19 protein-coding genes are annotated in these 17,509 nt (G+C 69.7%); 7 read left to right on the top strand and 12 right to left on the bottom strand.

The genetic code is table 11. From position 1 onward, the window contains the following. Both AC14A7_RS06150 and AC14A7_RS06145 read right to left on the bottom strand, forming a co-directional pair. Positions 1–490: amidohydrolase family protein (locus AC14A7_RS06150; RefSeq protein WP_484007255.1), on the bottom strand; the 490-nt coding region annotated here is incomplete at its 3' end. Between the two features lie 16 nt (positions 491–506). After that, positions 507–1,355, bottom strand: a complete 849-nt coding sequence (locus AC14A7_RS06145) for a nitrilase-related carbon-nitrogen hydrolase (RefSeq protein ID WP_484007254.1) — start codon at positions 1,353–1,355, stop codon at positions 507–509. Between the two features lie 223 nt (positions 1,356–1,578). Here AC14A7_RS06145 and AC14A7_RS06140 point away from each other — a divergent pair, with 223 nt between their 5' ends. Genes AC14A7_RS06140 through AC14A7_RS06130 form a run of 3 tightly spaced genes read left to right on the top strand, consistent with a single transcriptional unit; the run spans position 1,579 to position 4,324 of the window. After that, positions 1,579–2,508, top strand: a complete 930-nt coding sequence (locus AC14A7_RS06140) for an ABC transporter substrate-binding protein (RefSeq protein ID WP_484007253.1) — start codon at positions 1,579–1,581, stop codon at positions 2,506–2,508. A gap of 2 nt (positions 2,509–2,510) precedes the next feature. Next, positions 2,511–3,512, top strand: coding sequence for a putative F420-0 ABC transporter permease subunit (locus tag AC14A7_RS06135; protein ID WP_484007251.1), 1,002 nt, complete (start codon positions 2,511–2,513; stop codon positions 3,510–3,512). Next, the gene (locus tag AC14A7_RS06130; protein ID WP_484007249.1) at positions 3,509–4,324 is read left to right on the top strand and encodes a heme ABC transporter ATP-binding protein; all 816 of its coding nucleotides are present in this window, start codon (positions 3,509–3,511) and stop codon (positions 4,322–4,324) included. Before AC14A7_RS06135 ends, AC14A7_RS06130 begins: the two co-directional genes overlap by 4 nt. On the opposite strand, the gene AC14A7_RS06125 is transcribed toward AC14A7_RS06130, so the two are convergent. From AC14A7_RS06125 to AC14A7_RS06110, 4 genes are read right to left on the bottom strand one after another with little or no spacing between them, the layout of a single operon-like run. Then, a complete protein-coding gene (locus tag AC14A7_RS06125) occupies positions 4,281–6,515 on the bottom strand; it encodes a transglutaminase TgpA family protein (protein ID WP_484007248.1) in 2,235 nt (744 codons plus the stop codon). The two genes, AC14A7_RS06130 and AC14A7_RS06125, sit on opposite strands and share 44 nt — an antisense overlap. Then, positions 6,502–7,776: a DUF58 domain-containing protein gene (locus tag AC14A7_RS06120; RefSeq protein WP_484007246.1), complete on the bottom strand. Its 1,275-nt coding sequence runs from the start codon at positions 7,774–7,776 to the stop codon at positions 6,502–6,504. The genes AC14A7_RS06125 and AC14A7_RS06120 overlap by 14 nt, the downstream gene beginning before the upstream one ends. A gap of 32 nt (positions 7,777–7,808) precedes the next feature. Then, positions 7,809–8,897, bottom strand: coding sequence for an AAA family ATPase (locus AC14A7_RS06115; protein ID WP_484007256.1), 1,089 nt, complete (start codon positions 8,895–8,897; stop codon positions 7,809–7,811). A 57-nt stretch (positions 8,898–8,954) separates the two neighbouring features. Further along, positions 8,955–9,314, bottom strand: a complete 360-nt coding sequence (locus AC14A7_RS06110) for a PLD nuclease N-terminal domain-containing protein (protein ID WP_484007244.1) — start codon at positions 9,312–9,314, stop codon at positions 8,955–8,957. 59 nt (positions 9,315–9,373) lie between these two features. Between AC14A7_RS06110 and cofD the strand changes: the two genes are divergently transcribed. Continuing rightward, on the top strand, positions 9,374–10,339 hold the full coding sequence (gene cofD, locus AC14A7_RS06105) for a 2-phospho-L-lactate transferase (RefSeq protein ID WP_484007243.1): 966 nt from the start codon (positions 9,374–9,376) through the stop codon (positions 10,337–10,339). Here cofD and cofC read toward each other — a convergent pair. The 3 genes from cofC to AC14A7_RS06090 are packed head-to-tail and all read right to left on the bottom strand — an operon-like array spanning position 10,320 to position 12,357. Further along, positions 10,320–10,886 (bottom strand): 2-phospho-L-lactate guanylyltransferase, encoded by a 567-nt coding sequence (gene cofC / locus AC14A7_RS06100; RefSeq protein WP_484007241.1) that lies wholly within the window; start codon positions 10,884–10,886, stop codon positions 10,320–10,322. The two genes, cofD and cofC, sit on opposite strands and share 20 nt — an antisense overlap. Beyond that, positions 10,879–11,619 carry a coenzyme F420-0:L-glutamate ligase gene (locus AC14A7_RS06095; protein ID WP_484007239.1) on the bottom strand — a complete coding sequence of 247 codons (741 nt, stop codon included), beginning with the start codon at positions 11,617–11,619 and terminating at the stop codon, positions 10,879–10,881. The genes cofC and AC14A7_RS06095 overlap by 8 nt, the downstream gene beginning before the upstream one ends. A 9-nt stretch (positions 11,620–11,628) precedes the next feature. Then, entirely contained in the window at positions 11,629–12,357 is a 729-nt protein-coding gene (locus AC14A7_RS06090) for a TetR/AcrR family transcriptional regulator (protein ID WP_484007237.1), read from the bottom strand. A 94-nt stretch (positions 12,358–12,451) separates the two neighbouring features. On the opposite strand from AC14A7_RS06090, the gene AC14A7_RS06085 reads away from it, so the two are divergent. Further along, positions 12,452–13,318 (top strand): NmrA family NAD(P)-binding protein, encoded by an 867-nt coding sequence (locus AC14A7_RS06085; RefSeq protein ID WP_484007235.1) that lies wholly within the window; start codon positions 12,452–12,454, stop codon positions 13,316–13,318. On the opposite strand, the gene AC14A7_RS06080 is transcribed toward AC14A7_RS06085, so the two are convergent. Both AC14A7_RS06080 and AC14A7_RS06075 read right to left on the bottom strand, forming a co-directional pair. Then, positions 13,315–14,301 carry a TIGR03557 family F420-dependent LLM class oxidoreductase gene (locus tag AC14A7_RS06080; protein ID WP_484007233.1) on the bottom strand — a complete coding sequence of 329 codons (987 nt, stop codon included), beginning with the start codon at positions 14,299–14,301 and terminating at the stop codon, positions 13,315–13,317. The genes AC14A7_RS06085 and AC14A7_RS06080 overlap by 4 nt on opposite strands. Continuing rightward, a complete protein-coding gene (locus tag AC14A7_RS06075; protein WP_484007232.1) occupies positions 14,298–14,831 on the bottom strand; it encodes a VanZ family protein in 534 nt (177 codons plus the stop codon). The genes AC14A7_RS06080 and AC14A7_RS06075 overlap by 4 nt, the downstream gene beginning before the upstream one ends. Before the next feature lie 417 nt (positions 14,832–15,248). Between AC14A7_RS06075 and AC14A7_RS06070 the strand changes: the two genes are divergently transcribed. After that, positions 15,249–15,506, top strand: coding sequence for a hypothetical protein (locus tag AC14A7_RS06070; protein ID WP_484007230.1), 258 nt, complete (start codon positions 15,249–15,251; stop codon positions 15,504–15,506). A 76-nt stretch (positions 15,507–15,582) separates the two neighbouring features. Here the strand turns inward: AC14A7_RS06070 and AC14A7_RS06065 are convergent, their stop codons facing one another. Next, positions 15,583–16,308, bottom strand: coding sequence for a helix-turn-helix transcriptional regulator (locus tag AC14A7_RS06065; protein WP_484007228.1), 726 nt, complete (start codon positions 16,306–16,308; stop codon positions 15,583–15,585). Positions 16,309–16,393: 85 nt separating this feature from the next. Between AC14A7_RS06065 and AC14A7_RS06060 the strand changes: the two genes are divergently transcribed. Beyond that, positions 16,394–17,323: an alpha/beta fold hydrolase gene (locus AC14A7_RS06060; protein ID WP_484007226.1), complete on the top strand. Its 930-nt coding sequence runs from the start codon at positions 16,394–16,396 to the stop codon at positions 17,321–17,323. The last annotated feature ends 186 nt before the right edge of the window (positions 17,324–17,509 follow it).

The raw sequence follows: 17,509 nt of genomic DNA, 5'->3' as shown, positions 1-17,509 counted from the left end.
GGTATGCCATGAACAGCTTGAAGCTCGAGACCCCCTCGTCGGGCAGCGCCCGCATCGCCTGCAGCGAGTCGTCGTTGACCTCGCCGATGATCTGGTGGAACGCGTAGTCGATGGCGCAGTTGCCCTGTGCCTTCGCGTGCCAGGCGGTGAGGCCGTCCATGACGCGCTGGCCGTAGGTCTGCACGGCGAAGTCGATGATCGTCGTCGTGCCTCCCCACGCCGCGGCCCGGGTGCCCGTCTCGAAGGTGTCAGAGGCGGCGGTGCCGCCGAACGGCAGCTCCATGTGGGTGTGCGCGTCGATTCCGCCGGGAATCACGTACTTGCCCGCCGCGTCGATCACGGTGTCGACGTTGGCGGCCAGGTCGAAGCCGAGCAGGCTCGACCCGGGGGCGAGCACCGCGGCGATCGTCTCGCCATCCACGAGCACATCGGCGAGGGCTCGGCCCGTGGCTCCGACGACGGTTCCGTTGGTGATCAGTGTCTTTGCCATGGTGGCCTCCTTGCGACTACGGCTTGGTGATCGAGGTGTAGGAGTCGGGGCGACGGTCGCGGTAGAACTGCCAGTCGTCGCGCATCTGCTGCACCATGTCCATGTCGAGGTCGCGAATGAGGATCTCCTCGCTCGAACCGGAGCCGCGCTCCCCCACGAAGTTGCCGCGCGGGTCGATCACCTGGCTCGTGCCGTAGAAGTCGACGGCGAGCTCTCCGTACTCGTTGTCCTCCCGGCCGACCCGGTTGGGCTGCAGCACGAAATAGCCGTTGGCCACGGCCGCGCACGGCCCTTCGACCTCCCAGAGGCGGTTGGAGAGACCGGGCTTGGTGGCGTTGGGGTTGAACACCATGTGCGCGCCACCCAGGCCGAGCTCGCGCCATCCCTCAGGAAAATGCCGGTCATAGCAGATATAGACGCCGATCTTGCCGACGGCGGTGTCGAAGACGGGGTAGCCGAGGTTGCCGGGCCGAAAGTAGAACTTCTCCCAGAATCGGTCGAGGTGCGGGATGTGGTGCTTGCGGTACTTGCCGAGGATGGTGCCGTCGGCATCCACCACCACCGCGGTGTTGTAGTAGACCCCGGTGATGTCCTCCTCGTAGATCGGGAGGATCATCACGAGATTCAGCTCCTTGGCGAGGGCGGCGAAGCGCTGCACGATGGGGCCGTCGGCCGGCTCCGCGTAGCGGTAGTACTTCTTGTCCTCCGTGATGCCGAAGTACGGGCCGTAGAAGAGCTCCTGGAAGCAGATGACCTGCGCACCAGCTGCCGCTGCGTCGCGGGCGAACTGCTCGTGCTTGTCGAGCATCGACTCCTTGTCGCCTGTCCATGTGGTCTGGGTGATTGCTGCTCGAACGACTGCCATGGTGAAGATAATCCTCCCGCTAGACCCTCAGTATTGGTGGCCGAGGTTTCCCCATTGTTTCCCTTTGTGACGGCAGGGTAAATAGCTCGGCGGGTAAATAGACTGTGAGTGACCCCCGTGCCCGATCTGGCGCGGCGCGTTGTCTCCTGATGTGGAGCAGCCGGTCTGTGTCGCGGCGTTTCTCGCCGTGCTGACCCCGTTCACGCTGCCCGAGAAAGGATCCATGAACCGCTCCCTCGCCCTCATTCCCGCTGTTCTCGTGCTGCTTACGGGCTGCGCTGCGGCACCGCAGCCCGCTCCGACCGCGGCTGGGCCCGTCGCCGTCACCAACTGCGGCTTCGAGCTCACGGTCGACTCCCCACCGCAGCGAATCGTCTCGATCAAGTCGACCTCGACCGACCTGCTCGTGGCCCTCGGCCTCGAGGAGCGCATCGTCGGCGTCGCCTTCCAAGACGGAGAGCCGCCGGCCGGCCTGCCCGTGATCTCGGACTTCATGCCCGGCGAGGGAGCGGTGCTCGACCTCGAGCCAGACCTCGTGTTCTCCGGCTGGGAGTCGGCGTTCACCCCGGAGGCCGCGGGTGAGCGAGCAGAGCTCGAGGCACTTGGGGTCGGCAGCTACGTCTCCCCCTCCGCGTGCAAGGGCGAGGGCAAGCCGCAGCGGATGACGTTCGACGGCCTGTTCGACGACATCGAGGAGGCCGGCGCGGTCTTCGGTGCAGCCGACGAGGCGGCTGCGCTCGTCACGCAGCAGCGGGAAGAACTGGATGCCGTCACACCAGACGAGCGCGGCCTCACCGCCCTCTGGTGGTCGTCTGGCACCGACGTGCCATACGTCGGCGCCGGAACCGGCACCCCGCAGATGGTCATGGATGCGCTCGGCCTTGCCAACATCGCCGCCGACATCGACGACACCTGGTCGCCCCTCTCGGTCGAGGCCATCGTCGCCGCCAACCCCGACGTCATCGTGCTCGTCGACGCGAGCTGGAACACCATCGCGTCGAAGAAGGCATTCCTCGCGGCGAACCCGGCCATGGCCTCGCTCGACGCGGTCGTCAACGAGCGCTACCTCGTCATCCCGTTCGCCGCCGGCGAGGCCGGCGTGCGCACGGTGCCGGCAACCCTCGACCTCGCCGCCCAGCTGAAGGCACTGTAGGCATGGTGCGGGCGCGGGTTCTCGCGGCGGCGCTCGCCGTGCTGCTGCTCGCCTCCATCGTGCTCGCCGTCGCGATCGGCCCGGCCGACCTCAGCCCCGCCGAGATCGTCGCCAGCGTGGCGCACCATCTCGGCCTCGGCCCCGCTCCAGAGAGCGTGCTGCGCGACGGGATCGTCTGGGAGCTGCGGCTGCCGCGGGTGATCACGGCTGCAGCCGTCGGCGCCGGGCTCGCGGTCAGCGGGGCGGTCATGCAGGCGGTGACGCGCAACCCGCTCGCCGACCCGTACCTTCTCGGGCTCTCTGGCGGGGCTTCCCTCGGCGCGGTTGCCGTGCTCGTGCTCGGCGTGACAGCACTGCTGCCGCCCGCGGCCTTCCTCGGCGCGCTCGCCGCCCTCGTCTCGACTCTCGTCATCGCGAGGGCGGCCGGCCCGCTCACCCCTGCCCGCACCGTGCTCGCCGGCGTCGCCGTCTCGAGCATCGCGGCAGCGGTTACGAGTCTCGTCATCTTCTGGACCGCGACGGGCGACTCCTACCGCGAGATCATCGGGTGGCTGCTCGGCTCGCTCGCGGGGGCGCGATGGCCGGCCGTCGCCATCTCCGTCGGCGCGGTGCTGCTCGTGGCGGTTCCGCTCGCGTTTGCGGGGCGCACCCTCGATGCGTTCGCGTTCGGGGACACCGCTGCGGCATCCCTCGGCGTCTCCGTCGACCGCACCCGCTGGGTGCTGCTCGTCGCCACCGCCTTGCTCACGGGCGCGATGGTCAGTGTCTCCGGGTCGATCGGCTTCGTCGGCCTCGTGCTGCCCCATGCCGTTCGCCTCGTGGTCGGAGCGGGCAACCGCGCCGTGCTGCCGCTCAGCGCTCTGCTCGGCGCGGTGTTCCTCGTCTGGGCCGACACGGTCGCGCGCTCGGCGTTCGACCCGCGCGAGCTTCCCGTCGGCATCGTCACGGCGATCGTCGGCGCGCCGCTCTTCGTTGTGCTGCTTGTCGGTCGGAGGGCGCGATGAGCACGGATGGCCTCTCTGCCACCGGCACCTCGGTGCGGCTCGGCGGCCGACTCGTGGTCGACGGCGTCGACCTGCAGGTGCGGCCCGGCACCGTCACGGCGCTGATCGGGCCGAACGGCGCCGGAAAGTCGAGCCTCATCCGCGCTCTCGCCGGAACAGCGAGAACGGATGCCGGCCGCATCACCCTGAGCTCGCCCGCCGGCGACCGCGACTGGGCCGCGATCCCGCGCCGGGAGCGCGCCCGCATCGTGTCGCTCGTCGAGCAGGATGCGGCAACAGAGCTCTCCCTCTCGGTGCGCGACGTCGTCGCCCTCGGCCGCACTCCCCACTCGAGCCTGCTGTCGACGGGCTCTGCCGCCGACCTCGCGGCCATCGAGCAGGCGATGCGGCAGGCGGGCGTCTCCGCCTTCGCCGCGCGCGACTTCTCCACCCTCTCTGGCGGGGAGCGCCAGCGGGTGCAGCTCGCCCGCGCCCTCGCCCAGCAGGGGCGCCTGCTGCTGCTCGACGAGCCGACCAACCACCTCGACGTGAGCGCCCAGCTCTCGACCCTCGCGCTCGTGCGCGAGCTCGCCGACGAGGGCATGGGGGTGCTGTGCGCGCTGCACGACCTCAACCTCGCCGCGAGCTACGCCGACACGGTCGTCGTGCTCTCCGCCGGCCGCGTGGTTGCCGCCGGTGCGCCGCGCGACGTGTTCACGGCAGAGACCATCGGGCGGGTCTACGGGGTGACGGCGTCGATCCTCGAGCACCCGGTGACCGGCGCTGCGCTCATCGCCTTCTCCAGCCGCGCAGAACCACCGATCGCGGAGTGAAGCGAGCCCGCATCCGGTCGTTGCGGCTGGATGCCGCCCGCATGGCGCGGCGAACGATACGCAGGTCGGCGAGGCGCGACGACTCCGGTGTGCGGGAGTAGGCGGTGAACTCGATGGCCGACCGCAGCCGCTCGAGTGCGGCCGTCGCGCGGTCGGGCATGCCGGGCCGAACGAGGTCTTCGAACTCCTGCGGCGTCGTTGCCGACGCCTTCCATCCGAGGTCGATGGCGGTATCGCTGAGCTCTGCCCATGCGGCGCTCGCCGACGACCGTCGCCAGACGAGCCAGTAGCGGCGGGCGCGACGGGCGAGCCGCACGAGTGCGGGAAGCAGGGGAAGCAGCAGCACGACGATGGCGCCGATGCCGAGGGCGGCGACGGTGACCGTCGCGACAACGGCGCTGCCGATGTCGAGGCCGGCGTTGGGCGTTGCCGATGGGGAGGGGCTCGCGCTGGCCGACGCTGTCGGTCGTGCACCAGCAGAACTCGACGCCGAGGGGCTCGGGCTCGCCGAGGGATCGGTCTCGTCTGACCTGTCGTCGGCGAAGGTCGGGATGTCGCCACGGCCGACGGTCGGTTCGAACCGCACCCAGCCGATGCCCTCGAAGTAGAGCTCTGGCCAGGCGTGCAGGTTCGCCGTCGTCACGAGGTAGTACGGCTCCTTCTCGTCGTCGTTGCTCCCGGTCACGTAGTCGCCCGGCGTGAAGCCGACGGCAATGCGAGCGGGAATGCCGAGCGACCGCGCCATGACTGCCATCGCGGAGGAGAAGTGCACGCAGTAGCCGCTCTTTGCCTCGAGGAACCGGCCGACGACCTCGGCACTGGTGCCGTCGTAGTCCTGCTCGACCGGAGCCTGCTCCGAGTACTCGAAGCCCCCGTCGGTGAAGTACGACTGCAACGCGATCGCCTCGTCGAAGGCCGTCGTCGCTCCCGCCTCGGCGACGACCGACGCCGCGGTCTCTGCGACGATCGGGGCGAGGCCGTCCGGCAGCACGAGGTAACGGTCGAACTCCGCCGGGGGCGCACCCGCGGCACGCAGCTGCTGCACCGTCGGGGTGGCGTGCACGCTGCGCACCTCGTACTCGGCTCCACGAGCCGAGTCGCCGGCCGAGGTGATGGTGAGGCTCTCCGGGTCGAACGACCAGTCCTCGCTCAGGCCGATCACGCGGGAGGGTGCGTATGGCACCGGCGCGAACCGCCCGCCCATGTTGAAGATGTCGACGGTCGTCGTCGTGCGCTCGACCTCGACGTCGGCGTCGAGGCCGGGGATCGGGCCGATATCGAGGAGCCCCCGATCGCTTCGCTCGTTGGACGGCGCGGCCGGCTTCCATTGCGAGCCGGTGAAGTTGTCGATCGACGACACGGTCAGGTACTGCCCGACCCCGGAGGTGGTGGTGTACTCGAGCACGCGCGACGGCTTCGGCCTTCGCAGGTTGTCGCCGAGGGCGATGAAGGTGTTGATGCCGATGGTGAACCCCGTGCCAGTGGAGGCGTCCTCCGGCGCCGTGCTCGACGGCGGCGCCACGAGGGGAAGCACGAGGGCGACCGCGAGACCCGCCGCCGCGACCCCGAGCGCACCGCCCGTTCTCGCCTCGCCGATGCCGAGGTAGAGCAGCAGCAGGTAGGCGGCCGCCGTGAGCATGAACACCCACGGGTCGGCCTGGCTTGGTTCGAAGATCGAGGGAACGGCCAGGAGCACGCCGAGAGGGATGCCGACGAGCGCCGGCCGCTTCGCCACGATCGCGATGGCATCCGTTGCGATCGTCAGCAGCCCAGCACCCGCCGCGAGCAGGAACACGATGCCCGTCGTCGCCTCCGCCGGCACGCCCTGGTTGCTGATCGAGAGGAAGCCGGCGCCGACGAGCGCAGAGAAGGTGGCGAGCGTATCCACGGTCGGTATGAATCCGAGCAGCGACTGGCCGGGGGCGAAGGAGAAGCTGAGGCAGACGACGAGCACAACGACGCCGGCGATCGGCGCCCAGCCGTCCCATCGGGTGAAGGCGCGCACGGCCGCGAGGCCGAAGGTCACCGCGCCGATGAAGCCGGCGACGACGAACCACCACGACGGCTCCTCGAAGATCGCGTTGAGCCCGGAGAAGGCGAAGCCGAGGGCAAGCACCATGGCGAGGTTGAGCGGCCAGGTGGGCGGCACGTACGCCGCGCGCTGGACCGGGCGCGTGTCAGTCCTCGCCACGAGTGAGTCCCAGCTGCTCTGCGACGACATCCCATGCGACGGCGGGGTCGGTCCACGGATCGACGAGCACGACCGTCCAGCCCGCATCCTCCAGCGGGGTCGCGATGTCGCCGGCCGCGCCGATCACGAAGACGACGCCGAGCTCGAACGGGCGCTTGATGGAGGTGAGCCATTTCAGGGTGTCGGCGTCGGGCTGCGCCGCGATCGCGAACACCGGGCCCTCCGCTGGCGAGACGTCAGCGGGGCGCCCGTACTCCGCGAGCAGCCGGATGCCAGCCAGGCTCAGCAGGAAGTCGGACTCCCTTCCCATGCGGGCCTCGTCATCCGCCAGCTCTATCGCCTGACTCGTCGAGGACTCGAGAACGTGCACGACGAACCCTGCGCGGTGCAGGTGCACCCCGAGCGAGGCGAACATCGCGACACCCCACTCGAACGACTCGCTGAACCACGTGACCTCGCCGCGAGCCGGAATCTGCTCCAGCCGGTCGGGGTAGCTGGCCCGGCGGGTGTCGAGCACGATCGTCGCCTCTGGGTAGGCGCGCTGCTCCTCCTGCCGCACCATGAGCTCGCCGTGCCGCGCCGAGGCTCGCCAGTGCACGCGGCGAAGGGCGTCTCCTCGGCGGTACTCCCGCGTCATGAGGTCGTCGGCGTTGCCGACACCGGTGGCCTGCACGAGGCGAGCGCTGCCGTCGGGCGCTTCGAGCCACAGTCCGTTGAGCGGCAGGTCTGTCACGAAGGGCGTGACGATGAGCTCGCTCGTTCCGCCGATCGACATGAAGCCGACGGCGAGGCCGAAGGGGTCGCTGTAGGCGACCTGCAGCGGCCCGACGCCGAACACACCGCGGCGAGGTGGGCGAAGGGTGTAGCCAAGCGTCGCCCGGCGATCGGCCGCGCGACCGGAGGTGGAGCCGAGCGGGTCGAGGCGCACCGGGTCGGTCGCAAGCGGTCGCCATGGCAGCGAGTCGTTCCAGTAGAGCGGAGCAGAGCGCATCGAGGCGAGGTTCGACGCGTCGATCGAGACGGCCACCGGTGTCGTGGCCGGCACCGGAGACGGCCAGAACGAGCGCGTGATCGCGAGGCGCATGCTGCGGAACCGGGCGAGAGCGGCCGCCACCCCGACGAGGCCGAGCAACAGGCCGCCAACGAGCAGCAGCAGGCGGTTGCCATCGACGTAGGCCATGACGACGAGCACGACTCCGGCCGCGCCGAAGACGGTGCCTCTCGTGGTCAGGCGGATCGAGCGCGGGTTGGGGGTACTCATCGGCGACCGGTGGACTGGCTCGTCCTGACCCTCTAGCGGCTGCCGAACGGACGGATGGTGTGCTGGCCGGTCGAGACCGCGCCGACCCGATCTGGCGCGGCAGCGCCCGTCGGCCCCAGGGGCACGGGGGTCTCCTCGACGATGCGGGTGATGATGTCGCTGACGCCCTGCACCTGCGCGCCGCTGCTGAGCCGGGCGGCCGCGACCACACGGTGGCTGAGCACCGAGGTAGCGAGGGCGTTGATGTCGTCGGGCAGCACGAACTCACGGCCCGCGAGAGCCGCGCGGGCCTTGGCCGCGCGCATGAGCTGCAGGGTGGCACGGGGGCTTGCCCCGAGCCGCAGCTCAGCGTCGTCGCGAGTGGCCTGCGCGATAGCGACGAGGTAGTACTCGACGGCCGGGCTCACGAAGACGGCGCGAACGGTGGCGATCATGTCGAGAAGCTGGTTGGCCGACACGACTGCCTCGACATCCTCGAGCGGGCTGTGGTTCTCGCGAGCGCGCAGCATGGCCATCTCTGCCGTCTGATCGGGGTAGCCCATGCTGACGCGAGCCATGAAGCGGTCGCGCTGCGCCTCGGGAAGGGCGTAGGTGCCCTCCATCTCGATCGGGTTCTGCGTCGCGAACACCGTGAACGGCGCGGCGAGCTGGTAGGTGTGGCCGTCGACGGTGACCTGGCGCTCGGCCATGCTCTCGAGCAGGGCCGACTGCGTCTTGGGGCTCGCACGGTTGATCTCGTCGCCGATGACGAGGTTGGCGAAGATCGGCCCCGGCTTGAACTCGAACTCGCGGTTCGACTGGTTGTAGACAGAGACGCCGGTGATGTCGGCCGGCAGCAGGTCGGGGGTGAACTGGATGCGGCTGACCGAGCAGTCGACCGTGCGGGCGAGCGCCTTGGCCAGCATTGTCTTGCCGACACCGGGAACATCCTCGATGAGCAGGTGCCCCTCGGCCAGCAGCACGGTGAGAGCCATCTCGACCGCGTGGCGTTTGCCATCGATGACGGTCTCGACCGTGTCGAGGATCCCGTCACTCAGGCTGCGAAAGTTCTCGATAGACAGTGGCTCCGACGGCTCCGCCTCGGAGACTCCGCCAAAGCTGCTCTGCGCTGGCTCGCTGATCACAGGCTTGAGTCTGCCAGACGGTGCCTAGAAATCGACTGCCGATTCACTGGGAGTCTAGTTTTTCTCACGCTTGCGCGCGGCGAGCTGCTGCTCGAGCCGGCGGATGCGGGCCTCGCGCTCGTGGTGCTCGATCTCGCGCTCGATGGCTGCCAGCTCCTCCGACTCGCTGCGGAACCGGGACGCCACCTCCTCGTGACGACGCGGGTCGCCGAACGAGATGTGCTCTGACGCCGCGAAGCTCCTGTCTTTGCCGATGATGAGCCACACGATCGACCCGACAAAGGGAAGGAAGACGATGATGAAGACCCAGGTGAGCTTGGGCAGGTGCTTGATCTGCCACGACTCGCTCGTGATGAGGTCGATGAGGGCGAAGATCAGGAGCGCGAGCGGCACGATCGTGAACAGCAAGTACATCGCGCCAGCGTACCCATAACTGAGCCCCTCTCGATAGTGGTTCGAGGCAGGATGAGACCGTGAAGATCACCGTTCTCTCTGGCGGCGTCGGCGGCGCCCGCTTCCTCCGCGGGCTGCGCGGCCACCTCGACGCACACCACGTCGATGCCGAGGTCACCGCCATCGTCAACGTCGGCGACGACATGTGGCTCTCTGGCGTGCGCATCGCGCCAGACCTCGACTCGATCATGTACACCCTCGCCGGCGAGAACGACGAGCAGCGCGGCTGGGGTCGAGTGGGCGAGAGCGAGCGCGTGAGCGCAGAACTGCGCGCCTACGGGGTCGGCTGGCCGTGGTTCACCCTTGGCGACCTCGACATCGGCACCCACCTCGCGCGCACGAGCATGCTGCGCGACGGGCTCACGCTCGCCGAGGCGACCGACCGCATCACCGTGCGCTGGCAGCTCGGCGTGCACCTCATCCCCGTGACCAACCAGGAGGTCGAGACGCACGTCGTCGTCGCGTCGGGAGAAGAGATGCACTTTCAGGAATGGTGGACGAGGCACCGCGCCGCCCTGCCTGCGACGGCCTTCCTTCACCACGGCATCGAGCACGCCACTCCGGCACCCGGCGTGCTCGAGGCGATCGCCGCGGCCGACGTCGTGCTGATCGCACCCTCGAATCCCGTGGTCTCGATCGGGCCGATCGTCGCGATTGCCGGGGTGCGCGAGGCTCTCGCCGCGACATCCGCCCGCGTGGTCGGGGTCTCCCCCGTCATCTCCGGCGCGGTCGTGCGCGGCATGGCCGACGCCTGCCTCACGGCCATCGGGGTCGCGACCGCTGCGGATGCCGTCGCCCTGCACTACGGATCCCGCAGCGCCGGCGGACTCCTCGACGCCTGGCTCGTCGACGACACGGATGCGGCACTCGTGCCGGCGATCGAGGCCGCGGGGATCGCCGCGCGGGCCGTGCCCCTGTGGATGCGGGATCCGGCGACGAGCGCCGCCCTCGCGGGCGAGGCGCTCGCTACCGCAGCAGCGCTGTAGTGCGGGGTCCGGTCGACAGCCCCTCGAGGTTCGCGAGCACGTCGACGTCGCGGCGAAGGCCGGGGAGCGGGTCGAGCAGCTCCCGGTAGCCGGAGGCGAGGTGGCGCGCGCGGGAGCCCGCGCCGAATCCGGGGGTGTGGGTGACGCCGGGCGGCGCCGCGATGAGCACGGTGCCGACGCCGTCGGCATCCGCCACCATGACGCGCTCGGTGGCTGCGGCCAGAGCCGCCGTGAGCTCTGCTGGCGCAAGCGCCGGCAGGTCGCCGAGCAGCACGGCGCTGCCGTGGCCGGCCGGCACGATAGCGAGCCCCGCCTCGATCGCCGCGGCGAGGCCGGCGCCGGGGTCGGCGACCACGGTCGCCCCGAGGGCCTCGAACCCGGCGGCGAGCTCGAGCGGTGCGACGACCACGACCCGCGCGACCGCGAGCGCCGCCTCCACGGTGTCGAGGGCCATGGCGAGCGCCAGCTGCGCACGATCGGGGCTCTCGAGTCGCGACTTCGCATCCAGTCCGCCCTTGACCGGCACGACGACGGTGAACTCAGTCACGGGCATCGAGGCCAGCGGCGTAGCCCTCGGCGTACGCCTCCGCGGTTCCGAGCCGGAACATGTCCTCCTCCGGCGGCCGCACCAGGCTCGACGCCCCCGGCAGGCTCGCGTCGCCGACGAGGTGCGCGAGCCCCCGCACGACCGCGACCGGCGTGCCGGCGGCCTTGCCCTTGACCAGGTCGGCGGCTGCGGCGACCTCGTCGGCGACCGCGGTCATGGTTGCCTCGAGCTGCCGCCCCACGGCGTCGGTCGACCCACGCAGGTCGTCGAGCACGACGAGTCCGGCTGCGCCGATCGCGGCGTCTGTCTGGCCCTGGCGCCACGGGCGGCCGAGGGTGTCGCTGATGACAACGCCGAGCCGGATGCCGAAGCGCGCCTCGAGGGCGGCCTTCAGTTCGCGCGCGCTTCGGTCTGGGTCCTCCGGCAGCAGCAGCACGGTGCCGTCGGGCGTGTTGCTCGCGTCGACTCCGGCGGCCGCGAGCACGAGGCCGAGCGGGTTCTCGACGATGCGCGTCGCGCCGCGCTGGGCGACGAGGCGAACCGTCTGGCTGGTGATGGCATCCTCGCGGTCTGCGGCCTCGACCTGCCTGCCCTCTGCCTTGCTCACGATCTTGGAGGTGACGACGAGGATGTCGCCGTCGGCCAGCCCGGTCAACCGGTCACCGATCAGCTGGGCGAGGTCATCCCCTGGCACGATCTCTGGGATTCCCTCGACAGCCCACACCTGCATCATGCGTTCAGCCTAGGAGGAGCCGCGCCCGGAAGTGGCCGCGGCCACGGCGCGATCGACCCACTCGCCGAGCAGGGCCTTCTCCTGCGCACTCAGGCCCGGCAGCTCTGGCACGAGGGTGGCGAAGCCAACCACGGTGGCGAGGTCTTCCCCGGGGTCGCGCGGGGGCGAGCCGGAGATCGCGACCATGGCCACCGCGTCGAACATCGCCTCGGCGAGCGCCGCATCCCGCGCCTCGCTCGCCTGCGAGAGCAGGATCATCGCGGCACCGTTCGCGGCCGACCGGAACATGTCGAGGGCTCTCTGCTCGCTCACCTGCAGCAGCCCGGCGCGCGCAAGGCGGTGGATGCGCAGGCGCAGCACGTCTGCTCCCGCTGCGGTCGCCGGCGACGCGAGAGCACGGCCAGGAGCGTTGAGTATCGAGAAGAGATCGGGGTTCTCGAGGCAGAAGTCGATGTGCTGCAGCCATGAGGTGCGGAAGCTGTGCAGCGGGTCGGCGTCGTCGCTCTCGACCTGCTTGGTGGCCACGTGCTCAGCCATCACCCGCTCGGCGACCGCCTCGATCAGGCCGTCCTTGTCGCCGAAGAGCCGGTAGATCGTGGGAGCCTGCACCCCCGCCGCGTCGGCCACCGCCCTCGTCGTCACGGCGCGAGCGCCGCCGTCTCTGAGCAGGGCGGTTGCCGCGGTCACGATCGAGGAACGCGCGGAGTCACGGGAGTCGGTGGCTGGTTCCTCTGTCACGTAGCAACGATAACACCGGTTTGCTAGCGGCGAATATCGCTGCTACCGTCCCAGTGATATCAACGATAACAACCACTGACACCAGGAGAGAACAATGATCATCGTCACCGGAGCAACCGGAGCCCTCGGCTCCCGCATCGTCGAGACGCTCCTCGAGCGCATCCCCGCAGCGGGCGTTGGCGTGAGCGTGCGCGACCCCCAGCAGGCAGAGCAGCTCGCCGCCCGCGGCGTTCGGGTGCGCGCCGGAGACTTCACCGATGCGGCATCGCTGCGGCATGCGTTCGAGGGCGCCGACCAGGTTCTCGTCGTCTCCGCCGCGATCCGCGGGGGCGGGGCTTTCGAAGCGAACGTCGCCGCCATCGATGCAGCAGTCACGGCGGGCGCCGGTCGGGTGATCTACACCGGTCACCAGGCTGCGGCATCCGACTCGCTGTTCGCCCCGCAGGCGGTGCACGCTGCCACACAGCAGCACCTCGCGCAGACTGGAGTGCCGTTCGTCGCGCTCAGCAACGGGTTCTACGCGTCGTCCCTCGACATCCATCTGGAGCGTGCACTGGCAACCGGGGTCATCGCGACCCCCGTCGACGGCCCCGTGTCGTGGACCGCCCACGTCGACCTCGCCGAGGCGGCCGTCGCAGTGCTTCTCGACCAGAGCATCGCGGGTGTCACCGAGCCGCTCACCGCGCCCGACGCGCTCGACCTCGCGGCGATCGCCGGCATCCTCAGTGACATCACCGGGCGCTCGATCGTGCACGAGTCGATGGATGACGACGCGTGGAAGGCCGCCGCCATCGAACGCGGCATGCCGCCCATGGTCGCCGACTTCTCGCTCGGCATGTTCCTCGCCGCCCGTCGTGGCGAGTTCGCGGCGACCAGCGGTGCCCTCGAAGCTCTCATCGGCCGCCCCGCGACACCCGTGCGCGCGGTGCTGGAGCAGCTGGTCGCCGCTCGCGCCGCCTAGCGCACGAGCTTCGGCAGCACCTCGCGCCCGAACACCTCGAGCCACTCGCGCTGGTTGTCGCGGCCGACGTTGTGCAGGTAGACGCGGTCGAAACCGAGGTCGAGAAACTGCTGAATATGCGCGCGGTGCGCGTCGGGGTCGTCGCTCACCAGCATCCGGCCCTCGAAGTCCTCGATGCGCACCATGCGCGCCATCTGCTCCAGTTCGAACGGCGAGCGGATGTCGCTCTTGCCGAACCGCATGCCGCCGTTGGGCCACTCGGTGAGCGCGTTGCGCTTGGCCGTTTCGAGATCGGATGCCCAGCTCAGGTGCAGGCGCAGCACCCGCGTCTTGCGGCCACCGCCCCCCTCACGGGCGCCCTCCTCGAACCGCTTGAGCAGGCTCTCGACCTTCTCCAGCGGAGCGTTCTCGGTGATGATGCCGTCGACGGTGCGCCCCGCCCGCTTCGCCGTGACCGGGCCGGCCGTGCCGACGAGGATCTCTGGCGCGACCTCTGGCATCGTCCACAGCCGACTCGACTCGAGCTTGAAGTAGCGCCCCTCGTGCCGCACCTCCTTGCCGGTGAAGAGCTTCGAGATGATCTCGATGGCCTCGAACAGCCGGTTGATGCGCTCCGGCGCCTCCGGCCAGTACTGCCCGACCACCCGCTCGTTGAGCGCCTCGCCGCTGCCGAGCCCGAGCCAGTGCCGCCCCGGGTACATGGCTGCGAGCGTCGCACTCGCCTGGGCGGTCGTCGCCGGGTGCACGCGAAAGGTCGGGGTCGTAACGCCCGTGCCGAGGTCGCCGGTGGTGACCTGCCCGAGCGCGCTCAGCACGTTCCAGACGAAGGATGCCTGCCCCTGCGCCGGAACCCACGGCTGAAAGTGGTCGGCGGCCATGACCCCGGTGAAGCCATTCGCCTCCGCGTGCTTCGCCAGCTCGATGGCCTCCGTTGGGTGGAAGCGCTCGAGCATGGCGGCGTAGCCGATGTGGGGGGCGGTCATTGCTCCATTGTCGCGCGTGGTTGCACCACCACATCCTTCTGCGGCCCGTAGTGCAGGGGCGAGGCGATGAACGCGACGACCGCGAGGATGGCGACTACTCCCCCGATCAGCAGGATGCGCGGCCACGGCAGCCCCAACCGCCGTGCCAACACCAGCCCGACCGCGGCGCCCGCCGCATTCACGATCACGTCGGTGCTGTCGAAGCTGCCGACCGAGATAAGGTGCTGGGTCACCTCGAGGGCGAGGCTGAATCCAGCAGCGGCCACGAGCACGGCCCACCACCGCCAGCGCGTGAGCACGCCGAGGTAGAGGCCGAGGGGCACGAAGAGCAGCGCGTTCACGACCACCTCGAGCGGCTTGCTCTCCCCCGCATCCCCGCTCGCCACGAAGGGCACGAGCTTGATCGGGCGCGGCAGCCCGGCCGCCTCGCCGATCCACGGCAGCTCGAGCTTCCACAGGATGATCCACGCGAGCAGCACGACGTAGACGGCGAAGGCCGCGAGGAGCAGGCGGGAGCGGGGCGTTGGCACAATTGAATGATCGCCGACAGTGGCATCCCGAGTCGTCATCCTCTGGTCGTAACCAGCTGTTCCAGCCACGTTTCGATAACATCCTCGCTTTTGCTTGCCCTTCGAGTGGAACCGTTAGTACGGTGGTCGAACGCCACTAGACAAGAAAGGAGCCGGCCAATGATGAACCCAGATTGCGCAATCGCAACCGATGCATTTGCATCGCGAACCATCGCCGGCTTCGTCGGCGTCTCTCTCCGCCTGATCGGCTAGCGCTTTCGCCGCCGCTCAGACGGTGGTGACGCTCACGAAGCCCGGCTCTCCGGCTTCGATCTCCTGCGCCCTCGGACTTCGCGCCCTCGGCACGCGTGTCTTCGCAGCCGGCGAGCCCCCACCCCGTTCAGTACTCGCACGTCATTTTCTTTAAGGAACCACCACATGAATACAACGCTGTCGGCTCCCACGAGCCTTCACGAACACCCTCCCCAACAGGCCGAGCTCACGCACCCCGTGCGCCGGGTCGGACTGCTCGACCGCCTGGCCCTGCGGCTCGGCCTCGCCCTGCTCGTCTGGGCGCGGCGCCCCGCGCGGGCTCGTCGCCTGGCCTCGGCCGAGCGCTACATCACGGATGCTGAGGTGGCCGAGCTTCGCGAAGCCCGCTACTCCAGCTACCACCTGCTGACGCTGATCCGATAGCAGGATGTCGATGAACCGGATGACGAAGGCCGTCGCCACCGATCTAGCTACATCGGGGCGGCGGCCTTCGCGGTTCTCACGAGGTCTTGACCACGTACCCGATCGACGCCTCGACAAACCCGGCCGCGTCGCCACCCGGAATCTCGCGGGCTGCGAAATGCGTGGCCGTGAGCCGTGGATCCCGCAACCGGTCGACGCGGAACGTGCGCCAGTCGCCGCGGCCGGTGTCCCACGCCACGAGGTACCACCGGCGACCGACCGTGACGAGCTGGTGCGGCTCGACGTGCCGCGGGCTGTCCGCGCCATCACGACTGCGGTACTCGAAGCGCACGTGCTCGAGGTCGCGGCAGGCGGCGGCGAGCGTGTTGAGCGTTTCGGGGTCGACGACCTCGACATCCCCTGCCCATCGCACCGAGGTGACGCTCGCGTTCAGGGCCGACACCCGGCGGCGCAGCCGATGCGGCAGCAGCTGCTCGATCTTCATGAGCGCGCGGAGTGACGACTCGTCCATGCCGCCGATGGCGGCTCCTGCGGCATAGCGGAGTCCGACGGCGACCGCGACGGCCTCCTCGTCGTCGAGGATGAGCGGCGGCAGGTGCGCGCCCGATGCGAGGCGGTAACCTCCGTGCTTGCCCGAGGTGGCATCCACCGCGTATCCGAGCTCCCGCAGCCGGTCGATGTCGCGGCGCACGGTGCGCTCCGTGGTCTCGAGGCGCTCGGCGAGCTCGTCGCCGCGCCACAGCCGGTGGGTCTGCAGCAGGGAGAGCAGCTGCAGGGCTCGGCCGGTCGGGTCGTTGCGCATGCCGTCAGTGTGGTGGTGACGGAGGACAGCCGGTGTCCGCAATGGTTCCTACGGTGGGCGCACACCAACCACCGAAAGGAAACACATGTTCCCCGAACCCACCATCGTCGCCGTCAACGGCATCGAGCTCGAGGTCTTCGAGGCCGGCCGCGAGAACGCCGGCAACCCGATCGTGCTCTGCCACGGCTGGCCGGAGCTCGCGTTCTCGTGGCGCCACCAGGTGCCAGCCCTCGTCGCCGCCGGCTACCACGTGATCGCGCCGAACCAGCGCGGCTTCGGTCGCTCCTCGAGCCCGGCCGAGGTGACCGCCTTCGACCTCGACCACCTGGCCGGTGACCTGGTCGGGCTGCTCGACCACTACGGCTACGCGAATGCCACGTTCGTCGGCCACGACTGGGGAGCGATCGTCGTGTGGGGGCTGACCCTGCTGCGGCCCGACCGGGTGAATGGCGTAATTGCGCTCAGCGTGCCCTACCAGCTGCGCGGCGAGGTGCCGTGGGTCGAGTTCATCGAGGCCATCCTCGGCAGCGACTTCTACTACGTGCACTTCAACCGGCACCCGGGTGTCGCCGACGCCGTGCTCGACGCGAACACCGAGCAGTTTCTGCGCAACCTGTTCCGCGTGAACCAGCCGCTCGCCGCACCGGAACCGGGCAACGGGATGATGAACCTCGCCCTGCAGGCGCAGCCGACCGGCGACCCGCTGATGAGCGACGCGGAGCTGGCCGTCTACGTCGCCAGCTACGAGGCATCCGGGTTCACCGGGGGCATCAACTGGTACCGCAACTCCACCCGCAACTGGCACCGGCTGGCAGACGTCGACCCGATCATCCAGCAGCCCGCCCTGGTGATCTACGGCGACCGGGATGTGGTGCCGAGGCTTACGAACATGGCCGACTTCGTGCCGAACGTCGAGGTGGTGTCGCTCGACAGCGGCCACTGCATCCAGCAGGAGCGGCCGGAGGAGACGACTCGGGTGATGCTGGAGTGGCTGGGGCGGCAGGGGGCGCGCTAACCTGAGCGCGAACATCAGGTGGGTCTCGATGGCGGCGGCGATGTCCTCGGCGTTGGTCAGGCCGTCCTCGGGGTCGGCGGGTTCGGCCTTCAGCCAGGTGATGTCCAGATTGTAGTTGCGGGCGGCCAAGACCTCGCGCTCGAAGCGGCGGAAACGGCCGAACTCTCCTAGATCGATACGCGGAGC

It is taken from the genome of Conyzicola sp. (assembly GCF_057073975.1).
Note: the sequence above shows the minus strand (reverse complement) of the source record. Positions and strands in the feature narration are given on the sequence as shown.